The 21,669-nt window shown below is 63.3% G+C and carries 16 protein-coding genes; 6 read left to right on the top strand and 10 right to left on the bottom strand.

The genetic code is table 11. The features are described 5' to 3' along the window. Positions 1 to 295: 295 nt before the first annotated feature. Together D5125_15640 and D5125_15645 are read left to right on the top strand one after the other, a co-directional pair. Positions 296 to 1,423 carry a histidinol-phosphate transaminase gene (locus D5125_15640; GenBank protein QFY90778.1) on the top strand — a complete coding sequence of 376 codons (1,128 nt, stop codon included), beginning with the start codon at positions 296 to 298 and terminating at the stop codon, positions 1,421 to 1,423. Further along, entirely contained in the window at positions 1,420 to 2,307 is an 888-nt protein-coding gene (locus tag D5125_15645; protein QFY91194.1) for a prephenate dehydrogenase/arogenate dehydrogenase family protein, read from the top strand. Before D5125_15640 ends, D5125_15645 begins: the two co-directional genes overlap by 4 nt. 415 nt (positions 2,308 to 2,722) lie before the next feature. Here D5125_15645 and glgA read toward each other — a convergent pair whose 3' ends face one another. From glgA to acnD, 3 genes are all read right to left on the bottom strand, one after another. Beyond that, positions 2,723 to 4,225 (bottom strand): glycogen synthase GlgA, encoded by a 1,503-nt coding sequence (gene glgA, locus D5125_15650; GenBank protein ID QFY90779.1) that lies wholly within the window; start codon positions 4,223 to 4,225, stop codon positions 2,723 to 2,725. 65 nt (positions 4,226 to 4,290) lie between these two features. After that, positions 4,291 to 5,454, bottom strand: coding sequence for a 2-methylaconitate cis-trans isomerase PrpF (gene prpF, locus D5125_15655; GenBank protein ID QFY91195.1), 1,164 nt, complete (start codon positions 5,452 to 5,454; stop codon positions 4,291 to 4,293). A 233-nt stretch (positions 5,455 to 5,687) separates the two neighbouring features. After that, positions 5,688 to 8,279, bottom strand: coding sequence for a Fe/S-dependent 2-methylisocitrate dehydratase AcnD (gene acnD, locus D5125_15660; protein QFY90780.1), 2,592 nt, complete (start codon positions 8,277 to 8,279; stop codon positions 5,688 to 5,690). 282 nt (positions 8,280 to 8,561) lie between these two features. Here acnD and D5125_15665 point away from each other — a divergent pair, with 282 nt between their 5' ends. Genes D5125_15665 through D5125_15680 form a run of 4 tightly spaced genes read left to right on the top strand, consistent with a single transcriptional unit; the run spans position 8,562 to position 13,956 of the window. Next, entirely contained in the window at positions 8,562 to 10,952 is a 2,391-nt protein-coding gene (locus tag D5125_15665) for a CZB domain-containing protein (protein ID QFY90781.1), read from the top strand. 58 nt (positions 10,953 to 11,010) lie between these two features. After that, positions 11,011 to 12,933, top strand: a complete 1,923-nt coding sequence (locus tag D5125_15670) for an ATP-binding cassette domain-containing protein (protein ID QFY90782.1) — start codon at positions 11,011 to 11,013, stop codon at positions 12,931 to 12,933. After that, positions 12,933 to 13,475, top strand: a complete 543-nt coding sequence (locus tag D5125_15675; protein QFY90783.1) for a hypothetical protein — start codon at positions 12,933 to 12,935, stop codon at positions 13,473 to 13,475. Before D5125_15670 ends, D5125_15675 begins: the two co-directional genes overlap by 1 nt. Beyond that, positions 13,465 to 13,956 carry a hypothetical protein gene (locus D5125_15680; GenBank protein ID QFY90784.1) on the top strand — a complete coding sequence of 164 codons (492 nt, stop codon included), beginning with the start codon at positions 13,465 to 13,467 and terminating at the stop codon, positions 13,954 to 13,956. The genes D5125_15675 and D5125_15680 overlap by 11 nt, the downstream gene beginning before the upstream one ends. Before the next feature lie 131 nt (positions 13,957 to 14,087). Here the strand turns inward: D5125_15680 and D5125_15685 are convergent, their stop codons facing one another. From D5125_15685 to D5125_15715, 7 genes are all read right to left on the bottom strand, one after another. Further along, entirely contained in the window at positions 14,088 to 15,917 is a 1,830-nt protein-coding gene (locus tag D5125_15685) for a VWA domain-containing protein (protein QFY90785.1), read from the bottom strand. A gap of 258 nt (positions 15,918 to 16,175) precedes the next feature. After that, positions 16,176 to 17,120 (bottom strand): 4Fe-4S binding protein, encoded by a 945-nt coding sequence (locus D5125_15690; GenBank protein QFY90786.1) that lies wholly within the window; start codon positions 17,118 to 17,120, stop codon positions 16,176 to 16,178. After that, on the bottom strand, positions 17,120 to 17,560 hold the full coding sequence (locus tag D5125_15695) for a hypothetical protein (GenBank protein QFY90787.1): 441 nt from the start codon (positions 17,558 to 17,560) through the stop codon (positions 17,120 to 17,122). The genes D5125_15690 and D5125_15695 overlap by 1 nt, the downstream gene beginning before the upstream one ends. Continuing rightward, positions 17,544 to 18,329 carry a CbbQ/NirQ/NorQ/GpvN family protein gene (locus D5125_15700; GenBank protein ID QFY90788.1) on the bottom strand — a complete coding sequence of 262 codons (786 nt, stop codon included), beginning with the start codon at positions 18,327 to 18,329 and terminating at the stop codon, positions 17,544 to 17,546. The genes D5125_15695 and D5125_15700 overlap by 17 nt, the downstream gene beginning before the upstream one ends. A gap of 511 nt (positions 18,330 to 18,840) precedes the next feature. Then, the gene (locus D5125_15705; protein QFY90789.1) at positions 18,841 to 19,146 is read right to left on the bottom strand and encodes a cytochrome C oxidase subunit IV family protein; all 306 of its coding nucleotides are present in this window, start codon (positions 19,144 to 19,146) and stop codon (positions 18,841 to 18,843) included. Beyond that, positions 19,143 to 19,715, bottom strand: a complete 573-nt coding sequence (locus tag D5125_15710; GenBank protein QFY90790.1) for a cytochrome c oxidase subunit 3 family protein — start codon at positions 19,713 to 19,715, stop codon at positions 19,143 to 19,145. Before D5125_15710 ends, D5125_15705 begins: the two co-directional genes overlap by 4 nt. 559 nt (positions 19,716 to 20,274) lie before the next feature. Next, positions 20,275 to 21,669 (bottom strand): cbb3-type cytochrome c oxidase subunit I, encoded by a 1,395-nt coding sequence (locus tag D5125_15715; protein ID QFY90791.1) that lies wholly within the window; start codon positions 21,667 to 21,669, stop codon positions 20,275 to 20,277.

Here is a 21,669-nt window from a genome sequence, read left to right on the forward strand (position 1 = left end):
GAATGCAAGGATTGGATCTAACTACTCTCTCCCGCTCGCCTTCGATAGATAGAGATGGACTCAAATTCCCCCCTTTACAAAGGGGAGACCAACTTCCCCCCCTTTACTAAAGGGGGGCAGGGGGGATTTCTTCAATCCCCCTCAATCCCCCTTTTGCAAAGGGGGAGGCCAACTCCCTCCCTTTACAAAGGGGGGCCCAGGGCCTTCATCTTCCAGGGATAATCAGGGACGCATTTCTTCTGCGCCGCTTATCCGCCATAATCTTCCGCCTGATCTTTTCTAGGAAACCCTGCCCATGACCGTCGATTTTACCGCCCTGGCCACACCAGGGGTGCGCGCCCTCCGGCCCTATGTGCCGGGCAAGCCGATTGAAGAGCTGGAGCGCGAGCTGGGTATCAGCAACAGCCTCAAGCTGGCCTCCAATGAGAACCCCCTAGGGGCCAGCCCGCAGGCCATGGCTGCGGTCAAGCGGGCGGCCGATCAGCTACATCTGTACCCCGATGACATCGGTTTTCGCCTGCGCCACAGGCTGGCCAAGCAGCACGGCCTGGCGGCGGAACAGCTGCTGCTGGGGGCCGGCTCCAGCGATGTGATCGACATGGTGGTGCGCAGCCTGCTCGGGCCGGGGCGCAATGCCGTGTTCTCTCAATACGCCTTTGCCATGTACCCCATCTACACCCAGGCGGCGGGCGCCGAGGGCAGGGTGGCCCCGGCCCTGCCGCCGGATCATGCACAGATGCCCTATGGCCATGACCTGCAGGCCATGGCGGACTTGGTGGATGCCAATACCCGGGTGCTGTTCATCGCCAACCCCAACAACCCCACCGGCACCTGGCTTGGCGCCGAGCCGCTGTATGGGTTCATCCGCTCCTTGCCCGGGGATCTGGTGGTGGTGCTGGACGAGGCCTATATCGAGTATGTCGAGCAGCCGGACTTTCCCGATGGACGCGCCTGGCTGGCGGAGTTCCCCAATCTCATCGTCACCCGCACCTTCTCCAAGATCCATGGCCTGGCCGCGCTGCGGGTGGGCTATGGCATGGCCAGCGCCGAGCTGATCTCGCTCATTGGCCGGGTGCGTCATCCCTTCAATGTCAACAGCCTGGCCCAGGTGGCGGCGGAAGCGGCGCTGGAGGATGAGGGCTTTGTGCGCCAGAGCCTGGCCAGCAACAGCGCCGGTCTCGCGCAGCTGGAACAGGGCCTGACCGAGCTGGGGCTTGGCTGCATCCCCTCGGTGGGCAATTTCCTCAGTTTCGATCTGCAGCGGCCCGCCGCCCCTATCTATCAGGCCCTGCTGCGGGAGGGGGTGATCCTGCGCCCCCTGGCGGGCTATGACATGCCCCGGCATCTGCGCGTCACCGTCGGTACCTGGCAGGAAAACCAGCGCTTTCTGGAGGCCCTGAAGCGGGTATTACAGGCATGTTGATCCGGCGTCTGGCGGTGATTGGCGTCGGCCTGATCGGCGGCTCTCTGGCCCGCGCCCTGCGCCGCGTCGGCCAGGTGGGTGAGGTGGTCGGCTGCGGTCGGGGGCTTGGCAATCTGCAGCGGGCGCAGGAGCTGGGGGTGATCGACCGCTACAGCCAGGACCCGGCCGAGGCGGTGGTGGGGGCGGATATGGTCTTTGTTGCCGTGCCCCTGGGGGCCATGGCCAGCACCTTCGCCGCCCTGCAGGGGCATTTGCAAGAGGGGGCGGTAGTCACCGACGGTGGCAGCGCCAAGGCCTCGGTGGTGGCCGATGCGCGTGCGGCCTTTGGCGGTCTGCCGCCGGGGTTCGTGCCGGGCCATCCCATTGCCGGGACCGAGCAAAACGGCGTCGAGGCCTCCTTTGCCGAGCTGTATCAGGACCGGCGCGTGATCCTCACCCCCCTGTGCGATACCGATCCGGCGGCCACGGCGCGGGTCGATCTGATGTGGCGCGCCTGCGGTGCCGAGGTCAATTACATGACCGTAGAGCACCATGACGAGGTGCTGGCCGCCACCAGCCATCTGCCGCACATGCTCGCCTTTGGCCTGGTGGACCTGTTGGCGCGGATGCGGGAGAACGATGAGATGTTTCGCTATGCCGCTGGTGGCTTTAGGGATTTCACCCGCATCGCCTCCAGCAATCCGGTGATGTGGCGGGACATCTGCCTGGCCAACCGCGACGCCCTGAGCGGTATGCTCAGCCAATTCTCCGCCGAGATGGAACAGCTGGCTCAAAGCATAGCCCAGGGCGATGGCGAGCAGTTGCTGGAGATCTTCAGCCGGGCCAAGCAGGCGCGGGATGCCTTTATCGACGGGCAGCCGTCGGATGGTGATAATTCACTCTAAATGATCATCCTAGCTTCCTCAGTTAAGCCACAGAGACACAGACGACCCACAGGATGTGGGGAGGTAGAGCAACGCAGGAGCAGTTGCCGACGACCCACAGGATGTGGGGAGGTAGAGCAACGCAGGAGCAGTTGCCGACGACCCACAGGATGTGGGGAGGTAGAGCAACGCAGGAGCAGTTGCCGAGATCACAGAGTTGTTTCAAAGAGTTACACCTCAGACCAGACTCACCTGGAAGGTGTTGAATGTTCGCTTTCCAACTCATTGATTTTTTCTCTGTGTGCTCCGTGGCTCCGTGGTCAAATGCTCTTTTTACTGTGAAACATCCGTGGCAACTCGCGAGTCCCGAGTCCCGGAGCCGCCAAGAGATGTTTCATGTTCCGGGGTGGCGCTGTCCGCTCCATGTCCGTTAGGTTCAAGCTTCACTTTTCAAACCTTCCACGCTCGGCAGGGGGGATTCTTCCATCGCCTCCCGGTAGAGCTGTAGGTACTGCTCGGCGCTGTTGCGCCAGCTGTAGTCCTGGGTCATGCCGTTGCGCATGATCTTGCGCCAGGTCTCTGGCGTCTTCTGGTAGAAATTGATCGCCTTCTCCAGGGCATACCAAAGCCCCTGGGGGTCGGCATGGCTGAAGGTGAAGCCGGTGGCGGTACCCTGAGCCAGGCTCTCCGGGCTGACGTCCACCACGGTATCGGCCAGGCCGCCGGTGGCGTGGACCACCGGCAGGGCACCGTAGCGCAGGCTGAACAGCTGGTTCAGGCCACAGGGCTCGAAGCGCGAGGGCATGAGGAAGGCATCGCAACCACCCTCGATCAGATGGGCCAGGGACTCGTCATAGCCGATATGACAGGAGAACATGCGCGGGTAATGCCACTGGGCATGGCGTACGCCCCGCTCCAGTTCGGGGTTGCCGGAGCCGAGCATGACCAGTTGCACGCCGCCCTTGTTCTCCAACCGCTGCAGGATGCTGAGGATCAGGTCTATGCCCTTCTGTTCCACCAGTCGGCCGATGTAGCCCAGCAGCATGACGTCATCCCGCAACGGCAGGCCGAAGTGGCGCTGCAGGGCCTGTTTGTTGAGCAGGCGCGGCGCTGGGTTGTCGGCATCGAAATTCCCTGCCAGGGCGCTGTCGGTGGCCGGATCCCAGACCCGGTAATCCACCCCGTTGATGATCCCGCGCAGATACTTGGCGCGGTAGCTCAACAGGCCCTCCAGGCCATAGCCGAACTGGGGGGTGCGGATCTCTTCGGCATAGGTGGGGCTGACCGCGCTGATGCGATCGGCATAGGCCAGGCCGGCCTTGAGAAAGGAGGCATGACCATAAAACTCCAGCCCCTCCATGCGCCACAGATCGGCCGGCAGCAGCAATTCATCGAAGGCGGTGCGGGGGAACAGGCCCAGGTAGGATAGGTTGTGGATGGTGAACACCGTTGCCGGGCGCTGCCATTCACTGTTGAGCAGGGCCGGGATCAGGCCGGTCTGCCAATCGTTGCCGTGTACCACGTCTGGTTGCCAGTCCAGCCCGGCGTGATTCAGGGCGATGGCGGTGACCGCACGGGAGAACAGGGCGAAGCGGCGGTGGTTGTCCGGCCAGTCCAGGCCATCCGCGCCGGTGTAGGGGTTGCCCGCGCGCTCGAAGGACTGGGGCGCGTGGACCAGATACACCGGCATGTCATCCTGGCCACGGCCCTCCAGCAGCCAGATGGGCTCATGATGGCCGGGCAGGCGCAGGTGCGCTACCTCCCAGCAATGGCCGATGCGCTCCAGCGCCGAGGGGTAGGCCGGGATGACCAGGCGCACATCCTGTCCCAGGCCGCGCAGCACCGGCGGCAGGCTGCCGGAGACATCCGCCAGACCGCCGGTCTTCATGTAGGGGATCGCCTCGCTGGAGGCAAAGATGACCTTAAGTTGTTCTTTCATGGAAAAATCCAGGCTGTTGGCATGAACATCGGAGTAGGGATGGCGTAGGCCGGGCCGAGCTTGCCTTATTCGGGTATGCGTACCCAGCCCTCCATCAACACCCGAGCGCTGCGGCTCATGATGACCCGCTCCACTATCCAGGCACCATCGCGCTGGCCTACCTGGGCACCGACCCTGAGGCTGCCCGAGGGGTGGCCGAAGGTCAGGGTCTGGCGCTCGCCGCCACCGGCGGCCTGGTTCACCAGGGTGCCGGGGATGGCCGCCGCCGTGCCTATGGCCACCGCCGCCGTGCCCATCATGGCGTGGTGCAGCTTGCCCATGGACAGGGCGCGGACGTTCAGATCGATGGCGTTGGCCGGGATCGGCTTGCCGCTGGAGGCGGTGTAGTCCTGCGGCGGGGCGACAAAGGCGAACTTTGGCGTGTGCTGGCGGCTGGCGGCCTGCTCCAGGCGCTCGATCAGCCCCATTTGTAGCGCCGCCTGGGCGCGAATGGCCTCAAACCGGGCCAGGGCCTGAGTATCGCCATTGATCGCCTCCTGCAATTCGGTGCCGCTGTAGCCCAGGTCCTGGGCGCGCAGAAAGACGGTGGGGATGCCGGCGCTGATCAGGGTTGCCTGAAACGCGCCGACTCCCGGCACCTCCAGCTTGTCGATCAGATTGCCGGTGGGGAACAGGGCCTCGTCCGGGTCCACTGGGCTTAGGAATTCCAGCACCAGTTCGGCGGCGGGGAAGGTGACGCCATCGAGCTCGAAATCGCCGGTCTCCTGCACCTGGCCCTGGTTGATGGGTACCTGGGCGTGGATGCTCTTGCCGATGTTCGCCTGCCAGATGCGCACCAGGGCGGTGCCCTGCTGGGGAATCCGCTCCCGATCCACCAGCCCGGCGCTGATGGCGAAGGGGCCTACCGCCGAGCTGAGGTTGCCACAGTTGCCACTCCAGTCGATGAAGGGCTTGTCTATGGCCACCTGGCCGAACAGGTAGTCCACATCATGTCCCGGCCGCTCGCTTTTACCGATGATCACCACCTTGCTGGTACTGGAGGTGGCCCCGCCCATGCCATCGGTGTGCTTGCCGTAGGGGTCGGGGCTGCCGATCACCCGCAGCAGCAGCCGATCCCGTGCCGGTCCCGGCACCTGCGCCGCGGGCGGCAGGTCTTGCAGGCGGAAAAAGACGCCCTTGCTGGTGCCACCGCGCATGTAGCTGGCGGGGATCCGGATTTGAGGTGCCATGTTGGATTGATCTGTCATGTTATGGCCTTGGTTGTATCGTTTGAGGGTCCGCAAATGAACGCGAATGGACGCAAATGATGCTGGAAAAGCCTAACGACTCGGGCTGCTAAGCCCCCTCGCCCCTTGGGAAAGAGGGAATGAGTCGTTACCCCTTTGCGACCTTTGCCTTTTCTTGGCGTTCTTTGCGATCCGGTTTTTTCTGTCGGTTTGGCTGCCTCAGCTTGCCAACGGCTTCAGCCCTTTGATGCTAGAAAGTCCTGAGCGAAGCGTTGCAACACGCCGCCGGCTTGGTAGATGCTGAGCTCCTCCGCTGTGTCCAGACGGCATTTGGCCGGGATCTCCAGGGTCTCGCCATTGTTGCGCTGCATGCGCACTTTGAGCTCAGCGCCGGGGCTGGGCTGGCCGATGACGTCGAACAGCTCGCTGCCGTCGATGGCATGGGTCTGGCGCGTCTGGCCGGGGAGAAATTCCAGCGGCAGCACGCCCATGCCCACCAGGTTGGTGCGGTGGATGCGCTCGAAGCCTTCGGCGAGTATCGCCTCGACCCCGGCCAAACGCACGCCCTTGGCGGCCCAGTCGCGGGAGGAGCCCTGACCGTAGTCGGCGCCGGCGATGATGATCAGCGGCTGCTTGCGCTGCAGGTAGGTCTCGATCGCCTCCCACATGCGCGTGACCTCACCCTCGGGTTCGATCCGCGCCAGCGAGCCCTGGCGCACCTGGCCCTGTGCGTCGCGCACCATTTCGTTGAGCAGCTTGGGGTTGGCGAAGGTGGCGCGCTGGGCGGTGAGGTGGTCGCCGCGGTGGGTGGCGTAGGAGTTGAAGTCCTCCTCCGGCAGGCCCATGCGCGCCAGGTATTCACCGGCGGCGCTGTTGGCGAGGATGGCGTTGGACGGCGACAGGTGGTCGGTGGTGATGTTGTCCCCCAGCACCGCCAGGGGGCGCAGGCCCTGCAGGCGGCGCTCACCGGCCAGGGCGCCTTCCCAGTAGGGCGGGCGGCGGATGTAGGTGCTTTGCGGGCGCCAGTCGTACAGCGGGCTGATGGCCTCGGCGGCCTCGGTCTGCACGGCGAACATGGGCTCATACACCTGCTGGAACTGGGCCGGGTTGACGCTGCTGCGCACCAGGGCATCGATTTCCTCATCGCTGGGCCAGAGGTCCTTGAGGTGGATGGGGTTGCCGGCGCTATCGTTGCCGAAGCTGTCGCGCTCGATGTCGAAGCGGATACTGCCAGCCAGGGCGTAGGCCACCACCAGCGGTGGCGAGGCGAGGAAGGCCTGCTTGGCGTAGGGGTGGATGCGGCCGTCGAAGTTGCGGTTGCCGGAGAGCACGGCGGTGGCGTAGAGGTCGCGCTGGATGATTTCCTGCTGGATCTGTGGGTCGAGGGCGCCGCTCATGCCGTTGCAGGTGGTGCAGGCGAAGCCGACGATGCCAAAGCCCAGGGCTTCCAGTTCCTTCAGCAGACCGGCCTTTTCCAGGTACAGCTCCACCACCTTGGAGCCGGGGGCCAGGGAGCTTTTCACCCAGGGCTGGCGCTTCAAGCCAAGGCGGTTGGCCTTCTGCGCCAGCAGGCCGGCGGCAATCAGATTGCGCGGGTTGCTGGTGTTGGTGCAGCTGGTGATGGCGGCGATGATCACCGCGCCATCGGGCATCTGCCCGGGGATCTTTTGGTAGGGCGCGGCGATCTCCCGTTCGGCCAGGGCGCTGGTGGGCAGGCGTCTATGCGGGTTGGAGGGGCCGGCCAGGTTGCGGCCGACGCTGGACAGATCGAACTGCAGCAGGCGCTCGTACTGGACCTGGCGCAGATCATCGGCCCAGAGCCCGGCCTGCTTGGCGTAGATCTCCACCAGCCGGACCTGGTCTGGCTCGCGGCCGGTGAGCTGGAGATAATCCAGGGTCTGTTGGTCGATGTAGAACATGCCCGCCGAGGCGCCGAATTCCGGCGTCATGTTGGCGATGGTGGCGCGATCCCCCAGGGTCAGGCCTTCAACGCCGGCGCCGAAGAATTCCAGGCAGGCGGAGACCACCTTTTGCTGACGCAGGAACTCGGTCAGGGCGAGGACGATATCGGTGGCGGTGATGCCCGGCTGACGCTGGCCGATCAGCTCGACGCCGATGATATCCGGCAGGCGCATCCAGGAGGCGCGGCCGAGCATGACGCTCTCCGCCTCCAAACCGCCGACGCCGATGGCGAACACCCCCAGGGCATCGACGTGGGGGGTGTGGCTGTCGGTGCCCACCAGGCTGTCGGGGAAGGCGACGCCGTCACGGCGCTGGATTACCGGCGACATCTTCTCCAGGTTGATCTGGTGCATGATGCCGTTGCCCGGCGGGATGACGTCGATGTTCTTGAAGGCGCGCTTGGTCCAGTTGATAAAGTGGAAGCGGTCCTCGTTGCGCCGGTCTTCAATGGCGCGGTTCTTGGCGAAGGCGTCCGGGTCGTCACCGCCGCACTCCACCGCCAGGGAGTGATCGACGATCAGCTGGGTCGGCACCACCGGATTGACCTGGGCCGGATCGCCACCACCAGCGGCAATGGCATCCCGCAGCCCAGCCAAATCGACCAGGGCGGTCTGACCGAGGATGTCGTGACAGACCACCCGCGCCGGAAACCAGGGGAAATCCCGCTCACGCTTACGCTCGATGATCTGCTCCAGACAAGGCTCCAACAGCTCAGGCGCGCAGCGGCGCACCAGGTTCTCCGCCAGCACCCGCGAGGTATAGGGCAGGCCGGCATAAGCCCCAGGCTTGAGCGCCTCAACCGCAGCGCGGGTATCGAAATAATCCAGCTCAGTGCCGGGCAGGGGGGTGCGGTATCTTGTGTTCATGGCCTTCTTCAACAGGTTGGCGGTGGGTAAAAATCCGGTAGGCGCTGGGCCTGCCTGGGTGTCAAATCTCCCCCTTTACTAAAGGGGGGCAGGGGGGATTTCTTCAGCGTTCCATCCGGGCTACACCCAGCTGGCGGCTAAGGTTTTGCCCTTTGCTGCCGATTCTGACTACAATTCCTAGAAACAAAATTGACAATTCACAATCCAGTTCCGGTGCAATGACTCGGCCACAGTGAGGCAGGCCCCTGATCTGCCGGATCCTTTGCCCCCGAGGAGCAGCCAATGCGGCGTCTGATCGCCAGCCTATCCATAGGCAGTAAAATCTGGGCCGGTTTTGGCCTCATTCTGGCCCTGCTGGCCATCATCTCCACCCTCACCCTGGCCAATCTCAAAGGGGTGGGCGAGCAGGTTACCGAGGTCATAGAGCAACGCCAGCCGGCCGCCCTGCTGGCCGAGCGCCTGGCCACCGAGCTGCAACAAAGCGCATCGGCCCTGGGCTTCTATCTGCTCAGCAGCGAGGACGAGCACAGGGCCAATTATAGCAAAAGCATGGACCAGACCGGGCAGACCCTGGAGCAGCTGCGCGCCCTGCGGGTAGTGCGTGATGATGCGGCGAGTGCCGAGCTGATGCAAGGCATAGAGGCGAATATCGCCCGTTTTCGGAGGCTGGAGCCGCGCTTGCTGCAGGCGGCGGAGGCCTACACCAAGAATTTTCCCGCCTTGCAGTACTCCAACACCCATGTCAATCCCATCAACCGGGTGCTGCTGCAACTGATCAGCCAGATGCTGCTGTCGGAACAGGACGAGGAGGCCAGTGATGAGCGCAAGGAGATCCTCCTGCTGATTGGCGATCTCAGGTACAACTGGTCCAATGTCATGCGCGGTATTCGCGGTTATCTGGCCTTCCGCAATAACGAAAGCATAGACGACATGAACCTCTACATGGGGGCAGCGGAGAAGTCCATCGCCGGCCTGGCCGAGTTTGAGGATGAACTGACCTTCGAGCAGCAGAATGCCCTGGAGCAGATTCAGGGTCAGATGAAGGAATTCAAGAACAATCTCGGCAAGATGGTGGAGATTCATGGCGGCGAGCAATGGCGTACCGATACCTGGCTGGTGCGCAGCGAGCTGACCCCGCTGTTCCACGACCTCAACCGGCAATTGGAGCAATTGCTGGAGATCCAGAAGGCCGCCATCGCCGACACCAGCGCGGCCCTGCTGCAAGGGGCCGAGGCCACCAGCCAGCGCGTGGCCCTATTGCTGGGCCTGACCCTGGCGCTGGGGCTGGTGGTTGCCTGGTTCATTGGCCGCATCGTCTCAGGCCCGATTCGTCTGGCGGCCGATACCATGATCGATATCTCCAGCGGCGAGGGCGATCTGACGCGCACCCTGGTGAAGTCCGGCGAGGATGAAATCGGCCAGTTGGCCGACGGCTTCAATCGGTTCACCAAGAAGATTCGCTCCCTCATCGGCCGCACCTCCAACTCGGTCAACTCGGTCATAGAATCGGTTGCGCGCACCACTGAATATTCCAGCCAGATCACCCAGAAACTGATGCAGCAGGAGAGCGAGACCGAGCAGGTAGCCACGGCGGTCAACCAGATGACCGCCACCATCACCCAGGTGGCGGAGAATGCCGCCCAGGCCCGTGAGGCCGCCGAGGCGGTCAATCGGGAGGCGGACCAGGGTCGTCAGGTGGTGACTACCACGGTGCAGGCCACCCATCAACTGGCCACGGAGATCGAGGCGGCCGAGGCGGTGATCCGCGATGTGGCCAAAGACAGCGAGAGCATAGGCTCGGTGCTGGATGTGATCCGCACCATTGCCGAGCAGACCAACCTGCTGGCGCTGAACGCCGCCATCGAGGCTGCCCGCGCCGGTGAACAGGGGCGCGGCTTTGCCGTGGTGGCGGATGAGGTACGCAGCCTGGCCACCCGCACCCAGGAATCCACCAACGAGATCGAGCAGATGATCAGCCGCCTGCAGGGCGGTGCCGGCAAGGCGGTCAACGCCATGCTCAGCGGCCGGGACAAGGCCAAGACCAACGTGGAGCTGGCCGAACGTACCCTGACCTCGCTGCAAAGCATCATCGAGGCCATCGCCACCATCACCGGCATGAATACCCAGATCGCCCTGGCCGCCGAGGAACAGCGGCAGGTGGCCGAGGAGATCAACCGCAAGATCATCAACATCAGCGACGCCACCCGAGACACCGCCGAGAACGCCCGCGCCACCCAGGACGTGGTGGAAAATCTGGGCCGTACCGCCAGCGACCTGCAGGCCGTGGTCGGTCAGTTCTCCACCACCGGCGGCCATGGCCTGGACTTCGAGGCCGCCAAGGCCGCGCACCTGGACTGGCGGGCCAGGGTGCGCGGCTTCATCGACGGCAAGGATGTGCTGCCCATGCCCGAGGCGGCATCCCACCAGCATTGCAAGCTGGGCCAGTGGTACTACGGCGAGGGGCGGAAGAAATACGGTCATCTACGGCAGATGAAGGATCTGGAGCCGACCCACGCCGAGCTGCACCAGGTCATCCGCGAGATCATCGACGCCCGAGAGCAGGGCCAGCGGGACAGGGTCGAGGAACTCTACGCCAAGATCGCCCCCATCTCCGAGCGCATCATCCAGCACCTGGATCGGCTGGAAGATGAGATCATCGAAGGGGCCGACTGAGCCAAGGCGCGGCAAACTTCCCGCGCCAAACCGGCCGGGCATCGGGTATCATCCCGCCATGCCGTTAATCACACTGAAGAACATCCACCTGGCCTATGGCGCAGAATCCCTGCTGGACGGGATCGAGCTGGCCATAGAGTCGGCTGAGCGCATCTGTCTCATCGGCCGCAATGGGGCCGGTAAATCCACCCTGATGAAGCTCATCGCCGGCCAGATCCAGGCCGACGAGGGCGAATGCAACATCGGTCAGGGCATGCGCATCGCCCGTCTGGAACAAGAGGTGCCGGACGCCACCCAGGGCACGGTATTCGACGTGGTGGCCGATGGCCTGGAGCGGGCCGGCCAGCTGCTCAAGGCCTATCACCAGGTCGGTCAGCGGGTCAGCGAAGACCCGTCCACGGCCAATCTGGAACAGCTGGCCCAGGTCCAGCAGCAACTGGAGGCGGTGGACGGCTGGCAGATGGAACAGCAGGTGGAACGTGTGCTGTCGCGCCTGGGCCTGGATGCCGATGCCCGCTTTGACACCCTCTCCGGGGGTATGAAGCGGCGCGTCCTGCTGGCCCGCGCCCTGGTGCTTGGGCCTGATTTGCTGCTCCTGGACGAGCCCACCAACCACCTGGATATAGCCTCCATCCAGTGGCTGGAGGAGTTTTTGCTCAACTGGAAGGGGGCGCTGCTGTTCGTCACCCATGACCGCGCCTTTCTGCGCCGTCTGGCGACCCGCATCCTGGAGCTGGACCGGGGCTGCCTGACCGACTGGCCGGGTGATTACGACAACTACCTGCGGCGTCGCGACGAGCGCCTCAATGCCGAGGAGAAGGCGAACCAGCGCTTCGACAAGAAGCTCGCTCAGGAAGAGGTATGGATTCGCCAGGGGATCAAGGCCCGGCGCACCCGTAACGAGGGCCGGGTGCGGGCGTTGCAGCAACTGCGCGAGGAATATCGGCAAAGGCGCAGCCAGCAAGGCCAGGCGCGGATGCAGCTACAGGCGGCGGAACGCTCCGGCAAGCTGGTGGTCGAGGCCAGCGAGATCAGCTACAGCTGGGATGGTCGGCCCCTGGTGCGGGGCTTCTCGACCCGCATCCTGCGCGGTGACCGCATCGGCCTGATCGGCCCCAATGGGGCGGGCAAGTCCACCCTGATCAACCTGCTGCTGGGGCGCTTGCAGCCCCAGTCCGGCAGTTTGCGGCTGGGCACCAATCTGCAGATCGCCTTGTTCGACCAGCTGCGCGAGGCCCTGCAGGAGGATAAGTCGGTGTTGGATAACCTGGCCGGCGGCAGTGAAAAGATCGAGGTCAATGGCAAGGAGCGGCACGTCATCAGCTATCTGCAAGACTTCCTGTTCAGCCCCTCGCGGATACGTCAGCCGGTGCGCGCCCTATCGGGCGGTGAGCGCAATCGGCTGATGCTGGCCAAGCTGTTTGCCCGCCCGGCCAACCTGCTGGTGCTGGACGAACCCACCAACGACCTGGATGTGGAGACCCTGGAGCTGCTGGAAGAGCTGCTCATGGGCTTTACCGGCACCCTGCTGCTGGTCAGCCATGACCGGGACTTTCTCGACCATGTGGTTACCTCATGCCTGGCGTTCGAGGGCAATGGCCGTATCGGCGAATACGTTGGAGGCTACAGCGACTGGCTGGAACAGCGCCCCGCTGCCGCTGGGCAGGCAGACGACGCCAGACCCCAGGCCAATGCCAGCTCCAAAGCGAGTACCAAACAAGCGGCCAAGCAGGCCGCCAGGCCCAGCCCGGCACCAGCCCAGCGCAAGAAGCTCAGCTACAACGATCAGCGCGACCTGGATCGGCTGCCCCAGCGCATCGAACAGCTGGAGCAGGAGTTGCAGCAGATCCAGCAGCAACTGGCCGACCCCGCCCTCTACCAGGCCGGAGGTGATAAAGTGTCGCAATTGAATGGCCAGATGGCCCGGCTGGAGTCCGATCTGGCCGCCGCCTATGACCGCTGGGAAGAATTGGAGTCCTGATGTTTCGCTGGAAATTGTCGCTCAAGATACTCGGCCTGTTCGTGCTCATCGTGCCGGTGATGTGGATAGTGCTTGACCCGAACGGCCAGCGCTGGGCCGATGTCAACCTGCTGCGCCTCATGGGTAACCCGGCCATCAACCTGGATTTTGCCGCCCTCAACGGCAACGAAGACCTGGCCCAACTGCAAAAGATCTACCCCAAGCTGGAATTTCAGTGCGAAGCCAAGGACGGCACCGGCCTGAATCAGGTCTGCTACGCCCACATTGCCGCCATCAACAGCCTGCCGGCGCGCTACCTCAGCTTCTTTCTGCAGGATGGCCGCCTCAAGCGCATCAAGCTCAGCTATCGCGCCGCCTATCATGAGGCCTTCTCGCAGCAACTGACGGCGGTCTATGGCCAGCCAGGGATCGACCGCAAGCTGCCGCCTGCCAACCGGGTGGCGACCTGGCGTACCGGCCCCGGTCGGGTGGTGATGAAGGCCCAGGTCAGCGAGCAGGGCGACAACCAGCTGTTCTGGCTGAGACCGGGCTATGAGCCCTGAGCACGGCCCGTATCCGCGGCTGCTGCTTATCCTGGCCCTGCTTGCCAGCTCGGGCCTTTCGCAGGCGGCGGGGCTGACTGGCGACAAGCTGGATGTGGAGATCGGCGGTGCCGCCTGCGTCATGGCCAAGTGGCAGGGCAACACCCTGGATTATGCCCTGGTCTATGGCATGAGCCACCCCATCGAGGCGGTGGAGGAGGCCGAACGCATCCTTGCCAGCAAGGGCTATGACAGCAACTACAAGGGGGTGGATATACGCCACACCCAGGCCACGGCGATCTACCCCTACGGCTACGTCATGGTGGTCAAGAGCACCTTCAAGAACTGGCGCGGGTCCGAACGCACCGGCTACGGCTGCGGCTTCAGCATGCGCTCCTTCACCGAGGCCAGGGGCCGCGCCCTGAGCAACCTGCAAAGCTACTCCTGGGAATGGCTGCCCAGCATGGGCTTTGATATCGTAGAGCAGTTACGCTATCCATAAAGGCCCGATGGGAGCATTACCCAATTGTTCTAGCCACATCACATCAATAGGGTAGGCCCTGTGGGAGCAGGCTTGCCCGCGATTCAAAAAAACGCCAGAAGGGTCCATTCCTTCAAACTTCACCTTTCAATTCAGACGGTAAGCCGGGCGTAGAGCAGGGGCAGTTGCTTGGGCAGCTCCGAGGGCTGGCGGATGACGACAAAACCGCTGCTGCCGAACAGATAGGGCAGGTAGTCGTTGGCCTTGCGGTCGATGGTGACGCAGAAGGGCTCAAGCCCGGCGCGGCGGGCCTCGAAGATGGCCTGGCGGGTGTCCTCGATGCCGTAGCGGCCCTCGTACTGGTCCAGGTCGTTGGGCTTGCCATCGGTCAGCACCAACAGCAGGCGGCGGCCCTCCGGGCGTGGCTCCAGTTGCCGGTTGGCATAGCGGATGGCCGCGCCCAGGCGGGTGTAGTAGCCGGGCTTGATCTGTTGGATACGGCCGCGCACCAGGCCCAGGCTGGTCTCGGCGAAGTCCTTGATCTGATGGATGCGGATGGGGTCGCGCTTGCGTGAGGAAAAGCCATAGAGGGCATGGGGGTCGCCGGTGGCGGTGAGACATTCGGCAAATAGGAACAGGCTGTCGCGGATGACATCGATCACCCGGTAATCGTTGTTGACGTAGGTGTCGGTGGACAGGGACAGGTCGGCCATCAACAGGCAGGACAGATCGCGGGCACCGCTGGTTATCTGCCGGCACAGCCTATCGGCGCTGGCCTGGATGCCGGCGGCGCGGTCGCTGCAAAAGCGCAGGTAGCTGTCGATATCCACCTCATCGCCATCGGGTCGACCGCGTTCCCAGGTGCGCGCCGGTGCCAGGGCCTGAAACTGATGGCGCAGGCGCTTGGCGGTGGCCTGCAGATGCCCCGGCAGGGCCAGCACCTCGGTGACGTCCGCCTGCAACTCCTGGATGTGGCAGTGATTATCTTGCAGCGCCTGCTTGCGCCAGTCCCACTCCGGCAGCAGCAGGCCCTCGGACAGCACCAGATCGTCCTCGGCGGCGGAGGGCAAATCCAGATCGAACTTGAGGCTGGCGGCGGCGCGTTGCTTGCTGCGCGCCACCGAGATCTTGTCCAGGTCACGGGCGGCGGCCTCGGCCTGGTCCAGGTCCTCTTCATCTTCGGCATCCCGATCCACCTTGAGAAACTCGCCGATGGTGAGGATGTTTTCCATGCGAATGGTGATCAGCCCGCGCCCACCCTTGGGCTCATCCACCCGCTCGGTCTGGCGGCGCGACATGTCCTCCAGCTCGCGGTTCTGGCCCGACGGCGGCGGGGGTTCGGTATCTGCCGGGGCGTCCTGACCCGGCGGGCGTGGTGGATGGGGGTGCAGCCAGAGCGGCACCGGAAAGGGCGCGCGCTTGCTTGGCGGCAGCTGGGCCACAGTGCCGGGCTGTTGCAGGGCCTGGCGGATGGCTTGCTCCACTGCCGCCTCATCGGCCTTGAGGCTGGCGGGGTCGGGGCGCTGCGCCAGATGGGCCTCGGCCAGGCGATGATAGCGCGGCAGCAGGCCGGGAAAGCGTAGCAGGGCCTGGATACTGAGTTGCTGGTTGGCGCTGAGCCAGTCCTGCTGTCGGCCATCGGCACCGGTGGCCAGGGCGGCGAGCCAATAGTAGAGATCGGTGTTGAGCGCCGAGCTGGCAAACCAGGCGATGCGCGGCGGCAGACGCAGGGAGCGCTGATCACGCCAGGCCAGCTCGATCTTCTCGGCGCTGCCGGCGATACGCTGCAGCCAGTTGCGCCGCCGGGCATAGGCGGTGGCATCGGCCAGTTCGATCTGCAGCGCCGGGTCGCCGCCGAGGGCACGAAAATAGATCCCCAGCGGCCGCTGCAGGCTTTTCAGCTCCACCGCCGCTTCTGGGTGGGTTTCATCGGCTAGACGGGTGATCAGCCGATGCCAGAGGGCGCCTACCTGTTCTTCCATTAGAGGACGGGACTCGGGACTGGGGACTCGGGATTCGGGAGGGATCTATAGCGAGGATACAGCGAAGCGTTTCCTTCCGGCATCATACCTCGCGGGAAACTGACACATACCTGCGCAGTGCAATTCGGGGCAGCAAAACCCGTGCTAGCGGCCCCCCGGGTTCCGTTGCACTCCGTCCAGGCTACAGTCACCTCAGCTCGAACGGCAACAGCTATCTTGTGGGTCGAGTCCCGAGTCCCGAGTCCCGAGTCCCGCTTTTCAATTGCCACTCAGCTTATCCCCGTCTTTCGGATAATCCCTGCCCGTCACCACCGGCAGGGCATCAGGCCCGCTGACCCAGCGCAGCAGGGGTTTTTGCTGACCCTGCTGTACCTGCTCGCAGGCGCTGATGCACTGGGCGCATTCGGTGCAGGTGAACATCTTGCGCTTGAGGGTGCGCGGCTTCAGGCGCATGGGGCAGACGTTGTCGCAGGCGTTGTTGCAGCTCTGGCAGTCCTTGGCCCGATTGGTGTCAAAGCCCACCACCATGGCCTTGCTGTTGGCCATCCACACCAGGCTCTGAAAATGCCCCACGGCGCAGGCAAAGCGGCAGAACAGGTGGCGGGCGAAGGTAAATTCCAGGCTCAGCACCAGGGTGGCGGCGCTAAGAAAAATCGTCTGATTGCGCGTCAACTCGCCATTGAGCAGGTTGCTATACACCTCAAACGGCGGCAGCAGGTAGGTGAGCAGGGCCAGGGCCCAGAGGAAGCTGAAGCCGATCACCGCCAGCGCCACCGCCAGCCAATAGAGGGGATTGGGCATCAGGATGCGACCATCGGCCTGCTTTTCCGGCAACAGCCGCTGCTCCCACAGGCTGGGCTTGCCGGAGGCGCGGATCATCAGCTTGTTGATCATCTCCACCACGGAGAAATGCGGGCAGAGCCAGCCGCAGTAGAGGCGGCCAAAGCGCCAGGCGGACCAGAGAAACAACGCCGCGCCGCCAAACAGGGGGATAAAGCCAAACAGCAGCAGGCTGAGGGTGACGCCGAGCACATCGGTCTCGCCCTTGACGAAGGCGTCTATGCCCAGCTTCCAGTCCATGCCCAGCAGGATGGCGTGCTGCTGGGTCAGGTCGATGCGAAAGATATCCAGCGGCGGGGCAAGCAGAAACAGGGCAAAAAAGCCCCACTGGAACCAGGCGCGGCGGCGTTGCAGGGTGGTCATCAGAGGCTGACCTGCTTCTGCGGGCAGCCCTCCGGCAGGGGCTTGCCCACTAGGGGATAGCGCCAGCACAGGCCGGACATGGCCTTGGCCAGGCCATAGGCGCCAAACAGCACCAGGCTGGCGTGACAGAGGGTGAAGTAGGTGATGAGTATGACCCAGGTATTCACCCCCTGATAGCCGCCGAGCAGCAGGATCAGCAGGTTCACCAGCACCAGCAGCACCCCGGCCCAGATACTGCCGCTGAGGGTTTGTTGCAGGTGGGCCTTATCCAGCGGCGCGGCCTGGTCAATATTGCGCCGATACAGCCAGTAGAGCAGGACAAAGCCAAGGCCGGGGATAACCAGTAGATTGATCAGGTAGAGCACCTCGGCCCAGATGGCGACTTGGCCGCTGTCTGCCTCGGGCTGATCTTCAGCGGGGGACTCAGTCGAGATTGGCATGGATTACCTCGGTCAGGGCGGTAAGTGTGTCCAGATCGTCGGACAGGGGTTCCACCAGGGCGGCGATGCAGGCCTGGCGCGGTGACAGGCCGCTGCGGATCAGGGTGGCGGCATACACCAGCAGGCGGGTGGATGCCGCCTCTTCCAGGTCGTGATCCTTCAGGGCGCGCAGGGAATTGGCCAGGCCCACCAGTTGGGTGGCGCGTTCGGCGTCTATGCCCGATTCGCCCTGCAGTACCTCGATTTCCAGCTCCGGCTTGGGGAAATCAAAGCGCATGCCGATGAAACGCTGGCGGGTGGAGGGCTTGAGCCCCTTGAGCAGGTTCTGATAGCCGGGGTTGAAGGACACCACCAGCATGAATTCCGGCGGCGCGCTGAGGGTCTCGCCGGTGCGCTCCAGGGGCAGGATACGGCGGTCGTCGGTGAGCGGGTGCAGCACCACCGTGGTGTCCTTGCGCGCCTCCACCACCTCGTCCAGGTAGCAAATGGCGCCCTCGCGCACGGCGCGGGTGAGGGGGCCATCGCTCCAGAAGGTGCCCTCGCTGCCGATCAGATGCCGCCCCACCAGATCGGCGGCGGTGAGGTCATCGTGGCAGGAGACGGTGTACAGGGGCCGCCCCAGCCGCGCCGCCATGTGCTGAATAAAACGGGTTTTGCCGCAGCCGGTAGGGCCCTTGATCATCACCGGCAGCTGGTTTTGCCAGGCATGTTCAAACAGCTCCACCTCGCTGCCTTGGGGGACGTAATAGGGGGCGGTGCTCTGGCTCATGGGCTCAACTCGTGGTGGGGTGAAGCTGGGGTAGTAAATAAAGTCCGCAAATGAACGCCAATAGACGCAAATTTATACCTACTTACCTATGTGTTTCAGTGGCATTGCTGCGAAACTCGCGAAGCGCTCTCTTGCTCCCTCTCCCTCCGGGAGAGGGTTGGGGCGAGGGGTGCGACTAGGGGGCTGTTGTCCTAATGGCTAGATTAGTTGAGCATTCTTACTGTGAAACAACATTGCCGGTTGCCAATCTGGAAGCTCCGAGCCCCGGAAATTTCGAAAGGGCGCTCGGAGGTGCAAAGGGTAGGTGTGGCCCTGCCCAGCGGCAACCCCGGATTCTCCGCACTTCATCTGTGCTACGTCTTCCTCATTCTTCTCTGCGTCCTCTGCGCTTCTTTGCGTCCTCTGCGTCCCATTGGTGTGGTGACGCTGCCCGCTCCATGAGCGTTAGTAGGTGTGAATTTGCGTCCATTCGCGTTCATTTGTGGACCCAAAAAATCCAATCATCCAGCAGCTACACCGGATAGGACAGGTAGAAGGCCAGGCTGATCAGGCCGCCGGGGATCAGCAGCCAGACCAGGATTGGCCAGCGCCAGAAGCCGCGCAGTCGGCCCAGGCCCATGAAGTAATCCCCCACCAGCCAGCCCTTGATCAGGCCAAAGGCCAGCACCAATAGGGCCAGCTCCAGGCCAGCCAGGCCTGACTTGCCTATGCCCCAGGTGACCACCGACAGCCCCATCAGGATCAGATAGACCCGGGTGCAGGGACGAATCAGGGGCGTGCCCCGGGTGGTGTCTTTTTCCGCTGTATCGACCTTCATCGCATTACATAGACCAGGGGGAAGAGGATCAGCCAGACCAGATCGACCATGTGCCAGTAGCTGGCACCGGTCTCCACGCCGTCATGCTCCTCGGCGCTATAGTCACCGGCGCGGGCCTTGAAGGCCACGGCCATGAGTATGACCATGCCAAGGATGACGTGCATGAAGTGGAAAAAGGTCAGAGACAGATAGAACATATAGAACTTGTTGGTGCTCAGGTTGATGCCCATGCCGAAGTGATGGGCATACTCGGTGGATTTGATCACCAGAAACAAAGCGCCCATGGCCAGCGCCGCCCAGAGCCAGCGGGCGCAGAGCTGATGCTTGTTCTCGCGGATGGCGGAGACGGCGCGCACCACGAAGTAGCTGGAGGTGAGCAGGGCAAAGGTGTTGAGCAGGGCCGCATCCGAGTTCAGGGTGAGCTGAAATTCATTGAACAGCTCAACATGATTGGCGCGGGTAAAGGCGTAGGCGCTGAAAAATACCGCGAACACCAGAAGCTCGGCCAGGATGAAGATCCAGATGGCCAGATCGCCAGGGGGATACTGTAGTTTTAGTTTCTTTTCCATGGTCCTAGGCTAAGCCCATGCCTGGGCCAAGTTCTTGAGCCAGGTCAATGATTGCCCAGGGCAAACAGGCAGAGAAAACGGGGTAATTGGCCTGGGCCGCAACTCACTGGGCCGCAAAGCAATGGATCGCAAAGGACGCCAAGAGAACGCAAAGGACGCAAAGGTTACTGTGAAACAACATGGCCGCCTGTCAATCTGGGAGCTCCGAGCCCTGGAAATTCCGATCTGATGCTCGGAGGGGCAAAGGTTAGGCGTGGCCCTGCCCAGCAGCAACCCCGGATTCTCCGCACTCCATCCGGGCTACGTCTTCCTCATTCTTCTCTGCGTCCTTTGCGCTCCTTTGCGTCCTCTGCGTCCCATTGATTAGAAGATGTTTCATGTTCCGGGGTGCCCCACACCTAGCTCAGATAGGTGTGGGGTCGCCCCATGATCGTCGGGCATAAAAAAACCCGCCAGCTTGGTTACCCAAGGCTTGGCGGGTTTAAGTGGGGTTGCCCCCGTTTTCAGGATGCAGGGGTCGGCGCAACCGGCGCGACCTCTGCGTCCCTTTTCAGGCAAATCAGCCCTTGGCCTCCAGGGTAGCCTCCGGCTCATCCTGGCCGATGAAGAAGCTGGCCACATAGACGATCAGGCCGATAAGGAAGATGATCCCGGCGATCTCACGCAGCCAGTAGAACAGGGCGATCTTGTCCTGCACCATCATGAAGTCCATGGGCGCATCGCCCATGCGCTGCAGATAGACCTGCAGGATACCGGCGGCGGTGAGGAACAGGGTGATGAACACCATGGAGATGGTCATCAGCCAGAAGGACCACATCTCCAGTACCTGCTGCTTCATGGAATTGGCCGCCTTGCGACCGCGCATCAGCGGCATGGCGTAGCTGATCATGGTCAGCACGATCATCACATAGGCCCCGTAGAAGGCCATGTGACCGTGGGCGGCGGTGATCTGGCTGCCGTGGGTGTAGAAGTTCACCGGGGCCAGGGTATGCAGGAAGCCCCACACGCCCGCGCCAAGGAAAGCCATGACGCCGGTACCCAGGGCCCAAAGCACGGCGGCCTTGTTGGGGTGTTCACGGCGACGACGGTTGACCATATTGAAGGCGAACAGGGTCATCATGAAGAAGGGGATAGGCTCCAGGGCGGAGAAGATGGAACCCCACCACTGCCAGTACTCGGGGGTGCCGATCCAGTAGAAGTGGTGACCGGTACCTATGATGCCGGTGATCAGGGCCATGGCGATGATGATGTACAGCCACTTCTCGATCACCTCGCGGTCCACGCCGGTGGTCTTGATCAGCACGAAGGCCAGGATAGCGCCCAGGATCAGCTCCCACACGCCTTCCACCCAAAGATGCACCACCCACCACCAGTAGAACTTATCGCGTACCAGGTTGTGCGGGTTGTAGAAGGCGAACAGGAACAACACCGCCAGGCCCACCAGGCCGATCAACAGCACCAGGCTGATGGCGGTCTTGCGGCCCTTGAGGATGGTCATGCCGATGTTGTAGAGGAAGGCCAGGGCAACGATGACGATGCCGATCTTGGTGATCGTCGGCTGCTCCAGGAACTCACGGCCCATGGTGGGCAGCAGGGCGTTACCGGTCAGCTTGGCCAGACCCGAGTAGGGCACCAGCAGATAGCCCAGGATGGTCAGGGCACCGGCGACGAGGAAGATCCAGAACATCAGCTTGGCCAGCAGGGGGCTTTCCAGCTCGCGTTCCGCCTCTTCCGGTACCAGGTAATAGGCCGCGCCCATGAAGCCGAACAAGAGCCAGACGATGAGCAGGTTGGTGTGGACCATGCGGGCCACGTTGAAGGGGATCTCAGGGAACAGGAAGTCCCCCATGACGTATTGCAGGCCCAGGATGACACCGAACAGGATCTGGCCGACGAACAGGCCGATGGCTGCGGTGAAATAGAGCTTGGCGACGGATTGTGATTGATATTGCAT

Source organism: gamma proteobacterium SS-5, assembly GCA_009497875.2.
GTDB classification, from domain to species: Bacteria; Pseudomonadota; Gammaproteobacteria; order Chromatiales; family Chromatiaceae; genus Magnetovirga; species Magnetovirga frankeli.